Origin of the sequence: Mycolicibacterium chengduense (assembly GCF_033741155.1) — a bacterium.
GTDB lineage: Bacteria > Actinomycetota > Actinomycetes > Mycobacteriales > Mycobacteriaceae > Mycobacterium.
In genome coordinates this window covers 578,332-594,200 of sequence record NZ_JAWQNH010000004.1, presented here as the reverse complement: position 1 = coordinate 594,200, position 15,869 = coordinate 578,332, and the positions used below count along the sequence as shown (strand labels likewise).

15 protein-coding genes are annotated in these 15,869 nt (G+C 65.9%); 9 read left to right on the top strand and 6 right to left on the bottom strand.

Translation table 11 applies throughout. The features are described from left to right. Window positions 1-45: 45 nt before the first annotated feature. Window positions 46-417, bottom strand: a complete 372-nt coding sequence (locus tag SBI67_RS17925; protein WP_318981842.1) for a DsrE family protein — start codon at window positions 415-417, stop codon at window positions 46-48. Window positions 418-854: 437 nt separating this feature from the next. On the opposite strand from SBI67_RS17925, the gene clpX reads away from it, so the two are divergent. Beyond that, window positions 855-2,135, top strand: coding sequence for an ATP-dependent Clp protease ATP-binding subunit ClpX (gene clpX, locus SBI67_RS17920; RefSeq protein ID WP_062657907.1), 1,281 nt, complete (start codon window positions 855-857; stop codon window positions 2,133-2,135). A 58-nt stretch (window positions 2,136-2,193) separates the two neighbouring features. On the opposite strand, the gene SBI67_RS17915 is transcribed toward clpX, so the two are convergent. The 3 genes from SBI67_RS17915 to SBI67_RS17905 form a co-directional block, all read right to left on the bottom strand. Further along, a complete protein-coding gene (locus tag SBI67_RS17915) occupies window positions 2,194-3,552 on the bottom strand; it encodes a nucleotide disphospho-sugar-binding domain-containing protein (RefSeq protein WP_318981841.1) in 1,359 nt (452 codons plus the stop codon). Window positions 3,553-3,628: 76 nt separating this feature from the next. Beyond that, entirely contained in the window at window positions 3,629-4,450 is an 822-nt protein-coding gene (gene fdhD, locus SBI67_RS17910) for a formate dehydrogenase accessory sulfurtransferase FdhD (RefSeq protein WP_318981840.1), read from the bottom strand. Then, window positions 4,438-6,735, bottom strand: a complete 2,298-nt coding sequence (locus tag SBI67_RS17905) for an FdhF/YdeP family oxidoreductase (RefSeq protein ID WP_318981839.1) — start codon at window positions 6,733-6,735, stop codon at window positions 4,438-4,440. The genes fdhD and SBI67_RS17905 overlap by 13 nt, the downstream gene beginning before the upstream one ends. A gap of 101 nt (window positions 6,736-6,836) precedes the next feature. Here SBI67_RS17905 and SBI67_RS17900 point away from each other — a divergent pair, with 101 nt between their 5' ends. After that, window positions 6,837-7,766, top strand: coding sequence for a LysR family transcriptional regulator (locus SBI67_RS17900; RefSeq protein WP_318981838.1), 930 nt, complete (start codon window positions 6,837-6,839; stop codon window positions 7,764-7,766). 31 nt (window positions 7,767-7,797) lie between these two features. Here the strand turns inward: SBI67_RS17900 and SBI67_RS17895 are convergent, their stop codons facing one another. Beyond that, a complete protein-coding gene (locus tag SBI67_RS17895; RefSeq protein WP_318981837.1) occupies window positions 7,798-9,234 on the bottom strand; it encodes an HNH endonuclease signature motif containing protein in 1,437 nt (478 codons plus the stop codon). A 160-nt stretch (window positions 9,235-9,394) separates the two neighbouring features. On the opposite strand from SBI67_RS17895, the gene SBI67_RS17890 reads away from it, so the two are divergent. Next, on the top strand, window positions 9,395-11,572 hold the full coding sequence (locus SBI67_RS17890) for a glutamine synthetase III family protein (protein ID WP_318981836.1): 2,178 nt from the start codon (window positions 9,395-9,397) through the stop codon (window positions 11,570-11,572). A 20-nt stretch (window positions 11,573-11,592) separates the two neighbouring features. On the opposite strand, the gene SBI67_RS17885 is transcribed toward SBI67_RS17890, so the two are convergent. Continuing rightward, on the bottom strand, window positions 11,593-12,747 hold the full coding sequence (locus tag SBI67_RS17885; protein WP_318981835.1) for a tyrosine-type recombinase/integrase: 1,155 nt from the start codon (window positions 12,745-12,747) through the stop codon (window positions 11,593-11,595). A gap of 235 nt (window positions 12,748-12,982) precedes the next feature. Here SBI67_RS17885 and SBI67_RS17880 point away from each other — a divergent pair, with 235 nt between their 5' ends. From SBI67_RS17880 to SBI67_RS17855, 6 genes are all read left to right on the top strand, one after another. After that, window positions 12,983-13,171, top strand: coding sequence for a helix-turn-helix transcriptional regulator (locus SBI67_RS17880; protein ID WP_318981834.1), 189 nt, complete (start codon window positions 12,983-12,985; stop codon window positions 13,169-13,171). Then, window positions 13,168-13,467: a hypothetical protein gene (locus SBI67_RS17875; RefSeq protein WP_318981833.1), complete on the top strand. Its 300-nt coding sequence runs from the start codon at window positions 13,168-13,170 to the stop codon at window positions 13,465-13,467. Before SBI67_RS17880 ends, SBI67_RS17875 begins: the two co-directional genes overlap by 4 nt. A gap of 741 nt (window positions 13,468-14,208) precedes the next feature. Continuing rightward, window positions 14,209-14,517, top strand: a complete 309-nt coding sequence (locus tag SBI67_RS17870) for a hypothetical protein (RefSeq protein WP_318981832.1) — start codon at window positions 14,209-14,211, stop codon at window positions 14,515-14,517. After that, window positions 14,514-14,657, top strand: coding sequence for a hypothetical protein (locus SBI67_RS17865; protein ID WP_318981831.1), 144 nt, complete (start codon window positions 14,514-14,516; stop codon window positions 14,655-14,657). Before SBI67_RS17870 ends, SBI67_RS17865 begins: the two co-directional genes overlap by 4 nt. Next, window positions 14,657-14,923 (top strand): hypothetical protein, encoded by a 267-nt coding sequence (locus tag SBI67_RS17860; protein WP_318981830.1) that lies wholly within the window; start codon window positions 14,657-14,659, stop codon window positions 14,921-14,923. Before SBI67_RS17865 ends, SBI67_RS17860 begins: the two co-directional genes overlap by 1 nt. Continuing rightward, window positions 14,920-15,351 (top strand): hypothetical protein, encoded by a 432-nt coding sequence (locus tag SBI67_RS17855; RefSeq protein ID WP_318981829.1) that lies wholly within the window; start codon window positions 14,920-14,922, stop codon window positions 15,349-15,351. The genes SBI67_RS17860 and SBI67_RS17855 overlap by 4 nt, the downstream gene beginning before the upstream one ends. The last annotated feature ends 518 nt before the right edge of the window (window positions 15,352-15,869 follow it).

The following is a 15,869-nucleotide window of genomic DNA, read 5'->3' as shown; positions in this document are numbered from 1 at the left end:
AACGCGCCGTAGCGGCAATTTCGCGTTCCGGGCAGGACACGGTGCTCAGTAACTGAAGGTGGTGGCTCCGTCGCCGATCCACTCCCACAGCTGCACTGTGCCACCCGCTTCGGCCCCGGCGATGAAGTTGCTCGAGTCCAGGTGCTTGGACTGGACGCAGATCGGGCAGACCAGGTAGCGCCCGCCGGCCTTCTGATAGCGCGCCAGCAGGTCCGACAGCGGCGGGCAGCCGTCACAGGCGGTACCGACGGCCACCCCGGGCACGGCCAGTCGCACGGCCTCCTTGGTCAGGAACATCATGGTCGGGCGGCCCGATTCGGCGGCACCGACGGCGACCAGGAAGGCCACCGTCACCTTCTCCGCGTCCTCCAAGCCGGTGGTGAGACTGATGGCGGCTTTGTTCGTGGTGTTTGTCATGAGCTGATCGTCGCCCACGCGGGGTCCGCCCATGTCGGACTTTCGCGCGATTCATCGGGGTGGCCGGGAGTCTGCTGGTGGGGCCACCGAGAGCCATGGGAAAGCTGCTGCAGATGAGTCTTCGACGGCACCAGGCAGGGCTGTGATCTCCGCCTTTGTCGGTGAGCACGCACGGTATCGTGGAACGCGGCGAAGGCACCTTCGATGACTGCGTTTCCGTTACACCGGCGACACGCCAGGGACACGGTCCGCGCGCCGACGGGTGCCGAGCCGCGAGGAGGGATATGTTCTCCTCCACGCGAACAAATACCACCCACGCGATTCGGTGTTATCGGTCGCAACGGGATGGAGCGAACGGGTAGCGTCGGGTGAACACCCGGGGCAGCCCACCAAGCGGTGTTGCAACCGAAGGCCAACAGGAAGTAGGACCCACCCACATGGCGCGCATTGGAGACGGCGGTGACCTGCTGAAGTGCTCGTTCTGTGGAAAGAGCCAGAAGCAAGTCAAGAAGCTCATCGCGGGTCCCGGCGTGTACATCTGCGATGAGTGCATCGACCTGTGCAACGAGATCATCGAAGAGGAACTCGCCGACGCCGACGACGTCAAACTCGACGAGCTGCCCAAGCCCGCCGAGATCCGCGAGTTCCTCGAGGGCTACGTCATCGGCCAGGACACCGCCAAGAAGACCTTGGCCGTGGCGGTCTACAACCACTACAAGCGCATCCAGGCGCAGGAGAAGTCGCGCGATTCCCGCGCCGAGCCGGTCGAGCTGGCCAAATCCAACATCCTGATGCTCGGGCCCACCGGCTGCGGTAAGACCTATCTGGCGCAGACGCTGGCCAAGATGCTCAACGTGCCGTTCGCCATCGCCGACGCCACCGCCCTCACCGAAGCCGGTTATGTCGGTGAAGACGTGGAGAACATCCTGCTCAAGCTGATCCAGGCCGCCGATTACGACGTCAAGCGTGCCGAGACCGGCATCATCTACATCGACGAGGTCGACAAGATCGCCCGCAAGAGCGAGAACCCGTCGATCACTCGCGACGTCTCGGGTGAGGGTGTGCAGCAGGCCCTGCTGAAGATCCTGGAAGGCACCCAGGCCTCGGTGCCGCCGCAGGGCGGCCGCAAGCACCCGCACCAGGAATTCATCCAGATCGACACCACCAACGTGCTGTTCATCGTCGCGGGTGCGTTCGCCGGGCTGGAGAAGATCGTCTCCGATCGCGTCGGCAAGCGCGGCCTGGGCTTCGGCGCCGAGGTGCACTCCAAGGCCGAGATCGACACCCAGGACCACTTCGCTGAAGTCATGCCCGAGGATCTGATCAAGTTCGGTCTGATCCCCGAGTTCATCGGCCGCCTGCCGGTTGTCGCCTCGGTGACCAACTTGGACAAGGAATCGCTGGTGCAGATCCTGTCCAAGCCGAAGAACGCGCTCGTCAAGCAGTACACCCGGCTGTTCGAGATGGACGGCGTGGAGCTGGAGATGACGCCCGAGGCGCTGGATGCCATCGCCGACCAGGCCATCCACCGCGGCACCGGGGCCCGCGGCCTGCGCGCCATCATGGAAGAGGTTTTGCAGCCCGCCATGTACGACATCCCCAGCCGCGACGATGTCGCCAAGGTGGTTGTCACCAAGGAGACCGTGCTGGACAACGTCCTGCCGACCATCGTGCCGCGCAAGCCCTCGCGGGCCGAGCGCCGGGACAAGACCGCCTGACGCCGATCTAGCGGCGAGGTACGAGCCGCGTTGAGAAGTCAGGCCATTGAAGCACCGCCTAACTCTTCGAAACCGACGAAATGGCTGTGTTCCACACCGGAACGCAGCCATTTCGTCGTTGTGGAGCCCGGTGTTCGGTGATCACCTCGTCCACCAGTGCCGCGATTTCGGCCACCCCGTCCCTTCGGTCGAACGCCGCCGCAAGCTCACGAGCCCGGCGCAGATAGCGGTCGCTCGCCAGGATTTCCCGGACCGCCGCGCCGACAGCGTCGGCCGCCGGCGTGCCGGTGCGCAGGTTGATACCCGCTCCCGCCCACTCGACCTTGGCGGCGACCTCGGGCTTGTCTTCGGTGTTCCCCGCGACCACCACAGGCACCCCCGCCGCGAGGGCGCGCTGCACCCCGCCGTAACCGCCGTTGGTCACCAGCACGTCGACTTTCGGGAGCAGCAGATCATGCGGAACGTACTCGGTTACGACGGTATTGGCAGGCAACGGAATCCCGATCCGGTCCACCGGCCGGCCTCCGGTGCTGACCACCACCGTGACATCCGCGTCGGCCAGCGCGGTGATGGCAGGCTCGATCAAGCGGGACAGATCGGCGTTGTCCACGGTGCCCTGGGTGACATGCACCACCGGACGGTCTCCGTCCAGGCGGTCCCACCATGCCGGTGGCCGGAACTCGGTGGTGGGCGTCGGTGTGACGGCGCCGACGAAGCGGACGTGAGCGGGCAGGTCGGTGCGGGGATACTCGAACTCTGGCACGGTCGGCACGATCAGCCGGTCGGCCAGGACGCCGGAATCGAGCACGAAAGCGGCGGGCTCGGGCAGACCCAGGACGTCGAGCATGGCCGCGAGCGAACGATGTGCCGGCCGTAGCAGCACGCGCTGCGCCAGCAGATTGAGGATGCGATTGCGGAGCCGGCCGGATACGCCCGATCCCGGTAGCAGGCCCATGCCGCTCGGGGCGGTATCGCAACTGGTGAGAAGCAGGGGCGTGGTCGTATAAGACAGGACCGGCGGACGGTCCCGACGGTCGCCGAGCAGCATCGGCAGGACGCCGAGGAAGAAGGCGTCGGTGAGCACCGCATCGAATGTGTTGGTGGCCAGGGCATCTGCCAGTGCCGCGGCCTGATAGGGCAGCGGCCGCACGAAGACGTGCCTGATGTCGAAGTTCACCCGTCGGATCCCCGAGGTTTCGGCGCGCCCTGGCTGGTCGGCATCCAGTGCACTGTCGTCGAAGTCGGCGAGGCTGGGCAGCGGCAGCGCCTCGGCACCGGTGGCGCGAATCGAGTCGGCGTGCCGGGCCGAGGTCAGTACCGTGACGCGGTCACCGCGCAGCACCAGGCCGCGAGCGACGTTGAGCAAGGGGCCGATGTGGCCGACCGGTGGGCAGGAGGCGATGAGGACCGTTGGCATGCCTTCGATGCTCGCCGCGGGTGGGGCCCGGCTGCTTGGAGATCGGGTGGAGAACGGGAGGAGATCTCAGGGGGCGTTATCGGATGCGGTCGGGTCGGGTGTAGACGTTCATCGACTCGCCGCGTAGGAACGCCACCAGGGTCAGCCCGGCCTGCGCGGCCAGGTCCACCGCGAGTGACGACGGCGCCGAGACGGCGGCCAGGATCGGGATTCCGGCCATCACGGCCTTCTGGGTCAGCTCGAACGAGGCTCGACCGCTGACCAGAAGTACCGTGCCCGACAACGGGATTCGCCGAGTCTCCAGGGCCCAGCCGATGGCCTTGTCGACGGCGTTGTGCCGGCCGATGTCTTCGCGGACCACCAGTTCGGTGCCGTCGGTGTCGAACAGCGCGGCCCCGTGCAAGCCGCCGGTGGTGGCGAACACCTTCTGCGCCTTGCGGAGCTTACCGGGCAGCGCGCTGAGCACCTCCGGTGCGACCGTGGTCGGATCGTCGCCAGGGGAGTGCCGGCTGATCAGCCGTACCGCCTCCAGCGACGCCTTCCCGCACACCCCGCACGACGAGGTCGCGTAGAAGTTGCGGGTCAGGTCCACGTCTGGCGCAGGCACACCGGGGGCCAGGGTGACATCGAGGACGTTGTAGGTGTTGACACCGTCGTCGGTCGCGCCTTGGCAGTATCGCACCGTGGCGATGTCGTCGCGGTCGCTGACGATGCCCTCGGTGAGCAGAAAGCCCTGGGCCAGTTCGATATCCGAGCCCGGTGTGCGCATGGTGACCGTCAGCGGGGCGCCGTTGACCCGGATTTCCAACGGCTCTTCGACGACAAGGGTGTCCGGCCTGGCCACCACCCCGTCGGCGGTGTGGTGGCTGATCGGCCGGCGGGTGGTCACCCTGCCCATGGTTCCAGCCTGACGACGACAGCCTTGGACACCGGCGTGTTGGACCTGACGGCCGTATGATCCAGTGGCACCAGGGGATTGGTCTCCGGGTAGTACGCGGCGGCGTTGCCGGCCGGGGTGGAGTACGCCACGATGCGGAAGTCCTCAGCCCGCCGCTCCTGGCCTTCGAACTCCGAGACGAGGTTCACCCGGTCCCCGTCCTGGAAACCGAGCGCCGCGATATCGGCCGGGTTGACGAACACTACCCGCCGGCCTCCCTTCACGCCGCGGTACCGGTCGTCCAGACCGTAGATGGTGGTGTTGTACTGGTCGTGGCTGCGCAGTGTCTGCAACACCAGCCGGCCCGGCGGCACCGGGACCCACTCCAACGGGTACACCGAGAAGTTCGCCTTGCCGGTGTGGGTGGGGAATTCGCGGGCGTCGCGCGGCGGATGCGGCAGCTGGAAGCCGTCCGGCTGCCGCACCCGGGCGTTGTAGTCGGTGCAGCCGGGGACCACGTCGGCGATGGCGTCGCGAATCAGGTCGTAGTCGTCGTTGAACGCCTCCCACGGCACCGGGTGATCGGGGCCCAGCAGGGTGCGGGCCAGCTGACAGACGATGGCCACCTCGCTGCGCACCTGATCGCTGGGCGGGTGCAGGTTACCGCGCGACAGATGCACCATCGACATCGAATCCTCCACCGACACCAGCTGTTTGCCGGCCCGTTGGAAGTCCTTGTCGGTGCGGCCCAGCGTCGGCAGGATCACCGCGGTGCGGCCGTGCACCAGGTGGCTGCGGTTCAACTTCGTCGAGATCTGCACTGTCAGAGCGCAATTGCGCAGCGCGGCCTCGGTGACGGCGGTGTCGGGAGTGGCAGAGACGAAGTTGCCGCCCATCCCGATGAACGTCTTGGCCTGGCCGTCGCGCATGGCCCGGATACCGTCGACGGTGTCGTGGCCGGGCTTGCGCGGGGTGGTGATGCCGAACCGGCCGTCCAGTGCCGCCAGGAACGCCTCGGGCATCTTCTCCCAGATGCCCATGGTGCGGTCGCCCTGGACGTTGGAATGTCCGCGTACCGGGCACACGCCGGCGCCCGGCTTGCCGATCATGCCGCGCATCAGCAACAGGTTGGTGGCCTCGCCGATCGTCGCCACCGCGTGCCGTTGCTGGGTCAGGCCCATCGCCCAGCAGATGACCGTTCGTTGTGACTGCGCGAACATCGCTGCCACCCGGCGCAATTGGGTGTCGTCGACCCCGGTCGCCTCGGTCACCACGTCGAGGTCGACGGCGCGGGTCTGGCGTTCGTAGGCGTCGAAACCGGCGCAGTGGGCATCCACGAACGCACGGTCCACGATGGTGCCCGGTGCCGTGTCCTCGGCCTCCAGGAGCAACCGGCCCAGCCCGGCGAACAGCGCCATATCCCCGCCGATGCGGATCTGGACGAACTCGTCGGCGATCGCGATGCCGTGTCCGACGACGCCGCGCACCTTCTGCGGATCCTTGAACCTCATCAACCCGGCCTCTGGCAACGGGTTGATGGCAATGATCTTGGCGCCGTTGCCTTTCGCCTTCTCCAGCACCGACAACATGCGGGGATGGTTGGTGCCGGGGTTCTGCCCGGCGATCACGATCAGATCGGCATGTTCGACATCGTCGACGGTGACCGAACCCTTGCCGATGCCGATCGAGTCGACCAGCGCGGTACCCGAGGACTCGTGGCACATATTGGAACAGTCCGGAAGGTTGTTGGTACCGAAGCTGCGCACCAGCAGTTGGTACAGGAACGCGGCCTCGTTGCTGGTGCGTCCTGAGGTGTAGAACAGCGCCTCGTCGGGGGAGTCCAGGGCAGTCAGCTCGTCGGCGATCAGCCGGTAGGCGGCATCCCAGTCGATCGGCTGGTAGTGCGTCGCGCCCGGCCGCAACACCATCGGCTCGGTCAACCGGCCCTGCTGCGACAGCCAGTACTCGGGCTTCTCGGCCAACTCGGCCACCGAATGCCTGGCGAAGAAGTCGGCCGTCACACGTCGTTTGGTGGCCTCCTCGGCGACGGCTTTGGCGCCGTTCTCGCAGAACTCGGCGAGCTTGCGTCCGCCGTGCTCCTCGGGCCACGCACAGCCGGGACAGTCGAAACCGTGCCGCTGGTTCAGCCGGGACAGCGCGGCCAGCGTGCGGCCCGGCCCCATCTGCTCCAGGCCGCGCTGCATGCTGACCATCACGGCCTTCACCCCGGCGGCCTCGTGCTTGGCGGCGGTGACCGAGACGTCGCGTTCGTCGTAGTTCGCGTCGATGTCCTCGGTACTGGTCATACCTTCCAATCTAATCCCGGCAACCGGCCGCTCGCCCACGATGACGGCGGCCGGTATTTGGTATTTGACATGCAGTGATAGCCGACGTCTATCGTCAACCGATGGCTGGAGATGTGTTGTTGCAGCACCTGGACTATCTGCTGGCGCTGGCCGCCGAGCGGCACTTCGGCCGGGCGGCCGCGCGCTGTCACATCAGCCAGCCGACGCTGTCGGTGGCGATCCGCCGGCTGGAGCGCGATCTGGGCATCGTGATCGTGCAGCGCGGCCGCCGTTTCGAGGGCTTCACCGAGGAGGGGCAGCGGGTGGTGGCCTGGGCGCAGCGGATCATCGCCGAGCGTGATGAGATGCTCGCCGATCTCGACCGGATGCGTGGGCGGTTGACCGTCACCGCACGGCTGGGTGCCATCCCGACGGCGGTGCCGGCCAGTCCGTTCATCACCGCCGAGTTCCTGCACCGCAATCCGGCCGCGTCGGTGCGTATCGAGGCGTTGTCATCGCGTGAGATCGCCCGGCGGCTGGCCGATTTCGAGATCGACGCCGGATTGACGTATCTGGACGACGAGGCACCGCCGGGCACTCGGTCGGTCGAGTTGTACCGAGAGCAGTACGTCCTGATCGCGTCGGCGGATCATCCGCTGGTTGGCCGGCCGGAGGTGAGCTGGGCCGACGCCGCCGGTTTGGAGTTGTGCGTGCTGACCACCACGATGCGTAATCGCCGCATCCTGGACGCAAACATGGCGGCCGAGGGTGTGCACTACCGTCCGGTCGTGGAGGCGGATTCGGTCGATGCGCTGTACGCGCACCTGACGCATGCCCGACGGGCCACCATCGCGTCGACCGCCTGGCTGCCGCAATTGGGTGTGCCCGCAGGTTTCGTCGCCCGGCCGATGGTCAAACACGGCCCCAGCCCGGCGATCGGGTTGGTGGTGCTCGACCGCGCCCCGGCGTCCATCGTGGCGGCGGCCCTCGTTGCCGTGGCCGAGGGGATCGATCTCGGCGCACGCATCGACACCGCGACCCGCTCGCTCTGAGTCGCGGCCCGGGAACCGGGCGGGCCGGCATTCACGGGCCGCGCATTCCCGTACCGCCGTGGGCGTGGTCGGTGCCGGCGCCGTCGACCGGCCTCAGGAGCAGCTCGGGCCGGTGCAGATAGTTGATCCGCTGTTGGCCATGGTCGAGCCAGGGTGGCGGCTGCCATTCGACCTCGCCGCGACGGTTGATCGTGGTGGTGTAGCCGCTGTTGCGGTGCACCATGCGATTGTCGGGCCCGCAGGCCAGCGCCATCTCGTCCACGTTGGTGTTGCCGCCGTGTGCCCAGTCGGCCACCGCATGATGCACTTCGCTGCCGTAGGCACCCACGGTGCAACCCGGTTTGGTGCAGCCGCCGTCGCGCGCGATGAGCATGATCCGCTGTGCGCGCGACGCGGTACGGCGCGCCCGGAACAGGGCGAGGGCCGAGCCGGTGGCCTTGTCGAACACGGCCAGATGATGGTTGGCATGGGCCGCCAGCCGGATGACGTCCCTGATGGGCACCTTGGTGCCGCCGCCGGTGACGCCGATCCCGGCGCGGGATTCCAGATCCTGCAAGGTGGTCCGGATGATCACCGCGACGGGTAATCCGTTGAGCTGACCGAGTTCACCGCTCATCAGAGCGATCCGGCCGATGGCGATCAACGCGTCGTGCCGGCGCTGGGCCGGGGTGCGGTGGTCGTTGTCGATCTGCGCCTGGGTCGGGGTGCCGGAGATGCACGGTTCGTCGTCCGCCGGGTTGCACATCCCCGGCGCCGCGAACTTGGCGAAGAGCACCTCGAAGACCGCCGTCGCTTCCGGGGTGAAGTTCGCCCTGGCCGGCGTCATCGCATCGCGGCCCTGTTTGCCCATCGTGACCCCGCGCTTGCGTTCGCGCTCGGCGTCCTCGGGTACGGGTCCGTCCTGATCGAGCAGGAACAGGCGCAGCTCGGCCGTGTCCTTGAGTTCTTGGGGCCCCACGCCGGTGGCGATGCGCACCAGGTCGTTCTCGAACTGCTCCCGGGTGGTGGTGTCGACGAATCCCGGCAGGCGGTCGATGACATCCCGCAGCACATCGACGTGGCCACCGTTGATGAGCCCGGCGGCTTGCGCGGCGGCGACGGCGGCCAAGGCCGGCGGCAGCGGCTCACCCGTCAACGACCGACGCGGGCCCAGGTCGGCGGCCTCGGCCAGGCGGCGGCCGGCCTCGGCGGTGGACAGCCGCCAACGAATGCGCAGCAGTGCATTCCAGGACTTCGCGCCCAGCTCCTGCGGGGTGCCGTCGGCTTGCAGCTGCGCCAGCATCCGGTGCGACTGGGCGGGCAGACAGCAGGTGAGGGCTTCGAACTCGTCCATTACGGCCAGCAACTCGGCCCGTGTCAGCGTCTGGAAGTCGCACGCCGCCAAGGCCTCGTAGGCGGCGCGCAAGGCCGCCATGGCCTTGGATGTGGTGGCCTCGGACGCGGTCGTCGACATGATTCGAACATACATTCGACCACCGACAGATGGTCGCGGCATCAGCGTCTTTGCCAAAGAAAGCATCGTGCGTGTCTGTTACAAGCGAATCGCGTCCTTGACGCGCACGTAACAAATTTGCCATCGAAGATTCCTACCGTGGGTCGGTCAACCACGTGCAGCGATAGGAACTCCATTGAGTGGTAATGCCGTCCGCCTCCAGGCGATCACCAACGTCGAGGGCTATGTGCCGCCGGCCATCAGCTTCGACCCGACCGAGGCCCCCGGCGAGATCTTCGGGGCCAACGTCTTCACCAAGGCCGAGATGCAACTGCGGCTTCCCAAATCGGTGTACAAGTCGGTCGTCGCGACCATCGAGAAGGGCGCCAAGCTCGATCCGGCGATCGCCGATGCCGTCGCCGCGGCGATGAAGGACTGGGCGCTGGAGAAGGGCGCCACCCACTACGCGCACGTGTTCTACCCGATGACCGGATTGACCGCCGAGAAGCACGACAGCTTCCTGGAGCCGGTCTCCGACGGCCAGACGCTGGCCGAGTTCGCCGGCAAGACCCTGATCCAGGGTGAGCCGGACGCCTCCAGCTTCCCGTCCGGTGGCCTGCGCTCGACGTTCGAGGCCCGTGGCTACACCGGGTGGGACGTCACCAGCCCGGCCTACATCCTGGAGAACCCGAACGGCAACACGCTGTGCATCCCGACGGTGTTCGTGTCCATGACGGGTGAGGCGCTGGACTACAAGACCCCGTTGCTGCGCAGCCAGCAGGCGATGGGCACCCATGCCGAGCGAATCCTGAAGCTGTTCGGGCACAAGGATTTCGACCACATCGTGTCGTTCTGCGGTCCGGAGCAGGAGTACTTCCTGGTTGACCGGCACTTCTTCCTGGCCCGGCCGGACCTGATCAACGCCGGCCGGACGCTGTTCGGGGCCAAGCCGCCCAAGGGTCAGGAGTTCGACGACCACTACTTCGGCGCCGTTCCCGAGCGGGTGCTCGGCTTCATGATGGACACCGAGCGTGAGCTGTTCAAGCTCGGCATCCCGGCCAAGACGCGGCACAACGAGGTCGCGCCCGGCCAGTTCGAGATCGCGCCCATGTTCGAGCGGGCAAATATCGCCGCCGACCATCAGCAGCTGCTGATGACCATCTTCCGCAACGTGGCCAAGAAGCACGGCATGGAATGCCTGTTCCACGAGAAGCCGTTCGCCGGTGTCAACGGCTCCGGCAAGCACGTCAACTTCTCGATGGGCAATGCCCAGTTCGGCAGTCTGCTGGTGCCCGGCGACACCCCGCATGAGAACGCTCAGTTCCTGGTGTTCTGCGCGGCGGTCATCCGTGCCGTGCACAAGTTCGCGGGCCTGCTGCGGGTGTCGGTGGCCTCGGCCACCAACGACCACCGACTCGGCGCGAACGAGGCGCCGCCGGCGATCATCTCGATCTTCCTCGGGGCCCAGCTGGCCGATGTGTTCGAGCAGATCGCCAAGGGGGCTGCCACCTCGTCGAAGGGTAAGGGCAGCATGATCATCGGCGTCGACACCCTGCCGGAACTGCCGACCGACCCGGGCGACCGCAACCGCACCAGCCCGTTCGCGTTCACCGGCAACCGGTTCGAGTTCCGGGCGCCCGGTTCGGGGCAGACCATCAACGTCCCGATGATCATCCTGAACACGATCATGGCCGATTCGCTGGACTACATGGCCACGGTGCTGGAGAAGGCCGTCGCCGACGGCACCGACTTCGACGCCGCCGTGCAGCAGCTGCTCACCGACATCATCACCGAGCACGGCGCGGTGGTGTTCAACGGCGACGGCTACTCCGACAACTGGCAGATCGAGGCCGCCGAGCGTGGCCTGCCGAATCTCAAGACCACCCTGGATGCCATCCCCGAGCTGATCAAGCCCGAGGCGGTCGCGGTGTTCGAGAAGTACGGCGTGTTCAGCGAGCGGGAGCTGCACAGCCGCTATGAGGTGCGCCTCGAGCAGTACGCGCTGACCATCGGGGTGGAGGCCAAACTCGCCCTGGAACTGGGGACGACGGTCATCCTGCCCGCTGCCATCCGCTACCAGACCGAGTTAGCGCAGAACGCCGCAACGCTCAAGGCCGCTGGGATCGAGCCGGATCTCACTCTGCTGGAAGGGGTTTCGAAGCCGATCGCCGAGCTGTCGGCGGGCCTGGCGACGTTGAAGGCGGCGCTGGCCGACCATTCCGCGGAGTCGGCGCTGGATGAGGCCAAGCATGCCCAGTCGGCATTGCTGCCCGCGATGGACGCGGTGCGTGCCGCCGCGGACGCGCTGGAAGGTGTGGTGGCCGACGACCTGTGGCCGCTGCCGACGTACCAGGAGATGCTCTACATCCTGTAAACCAGCAGGTGAGATGGCACTTACTGCGCCTGGGGCCGCACTCGGGCCGCAGTAAGTGCCTCTCCGAGCATTTGGGCCGCAGCGTTTCGCGTGCGGTCCTCCGCCTTCGGCCACAGGTGGCTGTAGGTGTTCAGCGTGAGGCTGGCCGACCCGTGGCCCATTGCCCGCTGCACCGTCACCACGTCGCACCCGGCCGCAATCAGGCCGCTGGCGTAAAAGTGCCGCAGATCGTGCAGCCGGAATGTCACCCCGGCCTTATCGCGGGTCCGGGCCCACTGGTACCCGGCTGAGTTCTGATGGAGCGCCAACCCGTTCTGGTCGGTGAACAGATACCGGTCTGGATCGTCACCACGAGCGTGGAGACGGACGTGTTCGGCAAGGATGGTCACCAGGTCCTTGGGGATGTAGACGGTGCGCTCACTGCCGTACTTGGGTGGCCGGATGTCCACGCCGCCACCGGTCACCATCTGCACCTGGCGTTGAACGCGGATCTCGCGGCGCATGAAATTGATGTCCGACACCCGCAACCCGCCCGCCTCACCGAGGCGCAGCCCGCCGAACGCGCACACCGCCACGAACGCCGAGAACCGCTCGGGGGCGTGGTGCAGCACGGCACCCACCTGTGCCGTGGTGGGAATGACCATCGCCGCGTCGGCGCGGCGGACGCGGGGGAGTGTCACCGTGGCGGTCACGTCGAACGGGATGGCACGATCCGCGACCGCTGCTCGGACGACTGCGCGCACGTGATCGAACCGTGAGCGGATCGTGTTCGCGGCCAGCGGTTTGTCGGCCATGCCTTTGATCCACGCTTGAATGTGTGTGGGCCGCAGGCGGTCCAGGCGGGTGTCGGCGAACGTCACCGAGTTGATGGCCTGGTCGACTTTCTTGACGGTGCCGGGTGCCCACACCTGGTGTGGTGACCATTGGTCGAAGTACTCGCGGAATGTCAGCTTGCCGAGGTCGTTGGTGTACTCACCGCGCGCTACTGCTTTGAGGTGTGCCTTGGCGGCCTTCTCTGAGGTGAAGCTTTCCGAGCGTTCCTTACCGTCGTCGTTGACCCACCGGGCGCGGTACCGCCTGCCCTGACCGTGGCGGGCCTTCGGCGTGCCGTCGTCGCTGTACCAGCGGTCCTCGATGTAGCCGAGGTCAGAGGGGTTCCGCTTTGTGGTGCTCATGGGCCGGGATGCTACTCCGGTCGTCAACGGCTAGAGCGTAGATAGATCAGCTAAGCAATGTGCAACTTCCCCAATTACTTTGTTGCCCAACATCTTCAAACGATCTCAACGATGACCGTGTGTTACCCTGTTAGTAGGAGTTGGGCACCCACGGGACGCCGGGTGCAAGGGAGAAAGCGGCGTCTGCTGGATGTTGCGTACCCGTTGGGGGTGCGCGGAGAGGTGCACGACTCCTATGGAACGGCTCAACACAGCCGATGCAGCCCGGTATCTGGGCAAGCCGGTGGCCACCTTGCGGTGGTGGCGGCACATGGACCTAGGTCCACGGTCCTACGCGCTGGGACGGTCGGTGGTGTATGACAAGGCTGATCTGGACGCGTGGCTGGCTGATCAGAAGGCCGCGACGGTTCGGGGTGGACGGTGACCACGATCATCGGGGCCAAGGTCTACACGCGGCACCGCTGCGACCGGCACCACCGCCTAGAGTCCGCTTTCCTCCGCTGTGCTTACCCACGACTGCATTGGGTGTTGGGCACCGGCCGGTACGCGGTGATGGCGTGGTGCGGGGGTCTGACGGTCACACTGTGGGAGAACCTGGCCGACGCTAAGGGTTCGATGGCGTGGATCGACAGCACAGGGTGCGGGCATGCCTGTGACGGGCGGCACGAAATCGTCAAGATCGGGTTGGCGGGTCAGAAGCGCGGGGAGGACTGGCCGTGAATCAATTTGCACTCAGTGCAAACCCAATTTGCACTGAGTGCAAACCCGCGAGCGCCCCACCTGCGCAATTGGGTCGCCGCTCTAAGAATCTCAACGTGTGTACCCAGTTCCGTGGACTGCAAGGCGAGGTTCGTTGAAGCGGTTCAGTGCAAAGAATCCTGGTGTGTTCCATTACCAAAATGTGTGGAGGGAACGTGCCGCCGATGGTGAGTTGCCCTTGTGGATGCGGGTGGCCTTCTTGGCGTATGGATCGCAGCTTGGGAACGGACATGCGAGTTTCGGGCCGGGTGAATTGGTGCGCATCCTCGGGAAGCGGGATGATCTGGTTTGCCGTGCAATCACCCATGCCGTCCAAAAAGGCTGGCTGACAGGGGAATCGGGCATCCGATGCTTGGTTTCTCCGCCGCACGCTGTGACTGGCGGACTCGGTGAACCCGACGCCCCATGCGCAGTGCACGACGGTAAGCGGGTGCGCAATACGAACGGTCGTCGTCGGAACACCACACCACCCCCTGCGGGCGTGCATACGGAAGGCCGTCCGGAGGGCGAGGGGAAGCCGACGCCAAACATCACCAATCCGCCAGACATCCAACAGGATTCAGAATTGCGAGTACGTCCATGCAAGTCTGCGTTCTGCGACGGTCCGAGATATCGCGACGGGCTGTGCAAGCAGTGCTACAACCTGGAAACACGCCGACGCATGAACGCAGATACATACCCATAGGGGGTATACTGTAAGTAGTGGGTGACGTTGACCCCGTTGAGATTCCACCCGAAAGAAAACACATGCATCCAACTCGACCACCGAAATCGGTTGCACGCGAAAGTGAGATCCTGGCGTGCCGCCTGATCTTGGCGTACCTGGAATCCGACTTCCAGCCCTACATCTGGAAGATCCAGGAGGACACCGGCATTGATTGGTTGGGATTCGAGGCTGCCCGCCGGTCTGCATGGTGCGCTGCCCGCGCCTGGGAGGGGCGCGAAGACGTAGCCCGCCCCATCCTGCTCAACCGCCTCAACGAACTGCTGGAGGTCACCGAGACAGCATGACGACCACCGACCTGCCCATCTTCTACCGATGCCCGTCGTGTGCGCGGCCCGTATCCCCGTGGCAACCCGAAGTCTGTTCACGGTGTCGCGGTGAACAGGAACGCCGCGACATGCTGGCATGGATCGAGGACAACAACTGATGGACGACACTGAGGTCACTCTGTTGCGCCCGTTCCCGACCAGCATCGGTGTCCAGGTACATCCACATGTCGATGGTGACGTGGTGTCGGTGGTGATGCTGGACGCCGCAACCACCGCCCGCTACATCATCGCGATGGACCCCGACACCGCCCACCAACTAAGCCGCGACCTACACGAGGCCACCACGTCCCCGGCGGTAGCAGCACAAGCAAACGCCATTCGTGGCTCCACGGGCCACACAGACGGCAATACGGGCCTAACGTGATCGGGTGGCGCTTCTGGGAACTGGACGACCACGGCCAACTATGCAGCCCATTCGCCGGTGACGTACTCCCACACGACGGCCGACACACCGCGCTGTGCAACCTTCCCCACCAACCCCCACACCCCGCCTGCCGATGCGGCATCAGCTTCTACCGCCACCAGACCGACGCCGAGACCGTCCTCGCAAAGCTGCCTGAACGCGAACGCTACGCGATCACCGCCGGGCTAGTCATCGGCTCCGTCCGCGCCGACAACCATCTATCCCCGTACCGGATTGGGGGCGGCTTCCACGGTCTGCCCGTGTCGTTCCGATGCGCGGCCTACCAAGTCACCAACATCTACACCACCGCCGACGCCCTGGTATACACCAACATCCCGACCCGCCCACGAGATGACACCACTACAGAAGCCATGCCTGACCTGCGGTGAACCCACGTCCGAATCACGTTGTCCTGCACACCAACTGAGCGCACCGTCGCGACAACGACCGTCGTCCACCCGACGTGGATACGACAAAGCGTGGCAACGACTCTCGGCACGCGCCCGCAAGCTCCAACCATTCTGTACTGATGCCCACCTCGGCGGATGCCAAGGCCAGCTAGAGGCGGACCATACGGCAGAGGCCTGGCGGCGCAAAGCAGAAGGATTGCCAATTCGCCTGCAGGACATCATTATTCGCTGCCATCTGCATAACGTGCGCGCAGGTGCAGCACGCGGCGCCAACGCCACACGCACGGACTAGCAGGACCGTTAAGGTGCTGCGCTGCAACACAATTCGAGAGTGCCTGCGCTGCGAATCCTGTTGTGCCGCAACCGCGTAACACATACCCCTGGGGGATAGGGGCTTGACAGCCTCGGAGAGACGCACGCTCTAGGCAAAGTTTGAGAGATAAATCGCAGCTTTGGTGACCGGTTGGCGCGCCGTAATCACCTGCGGCAGTGCGTAT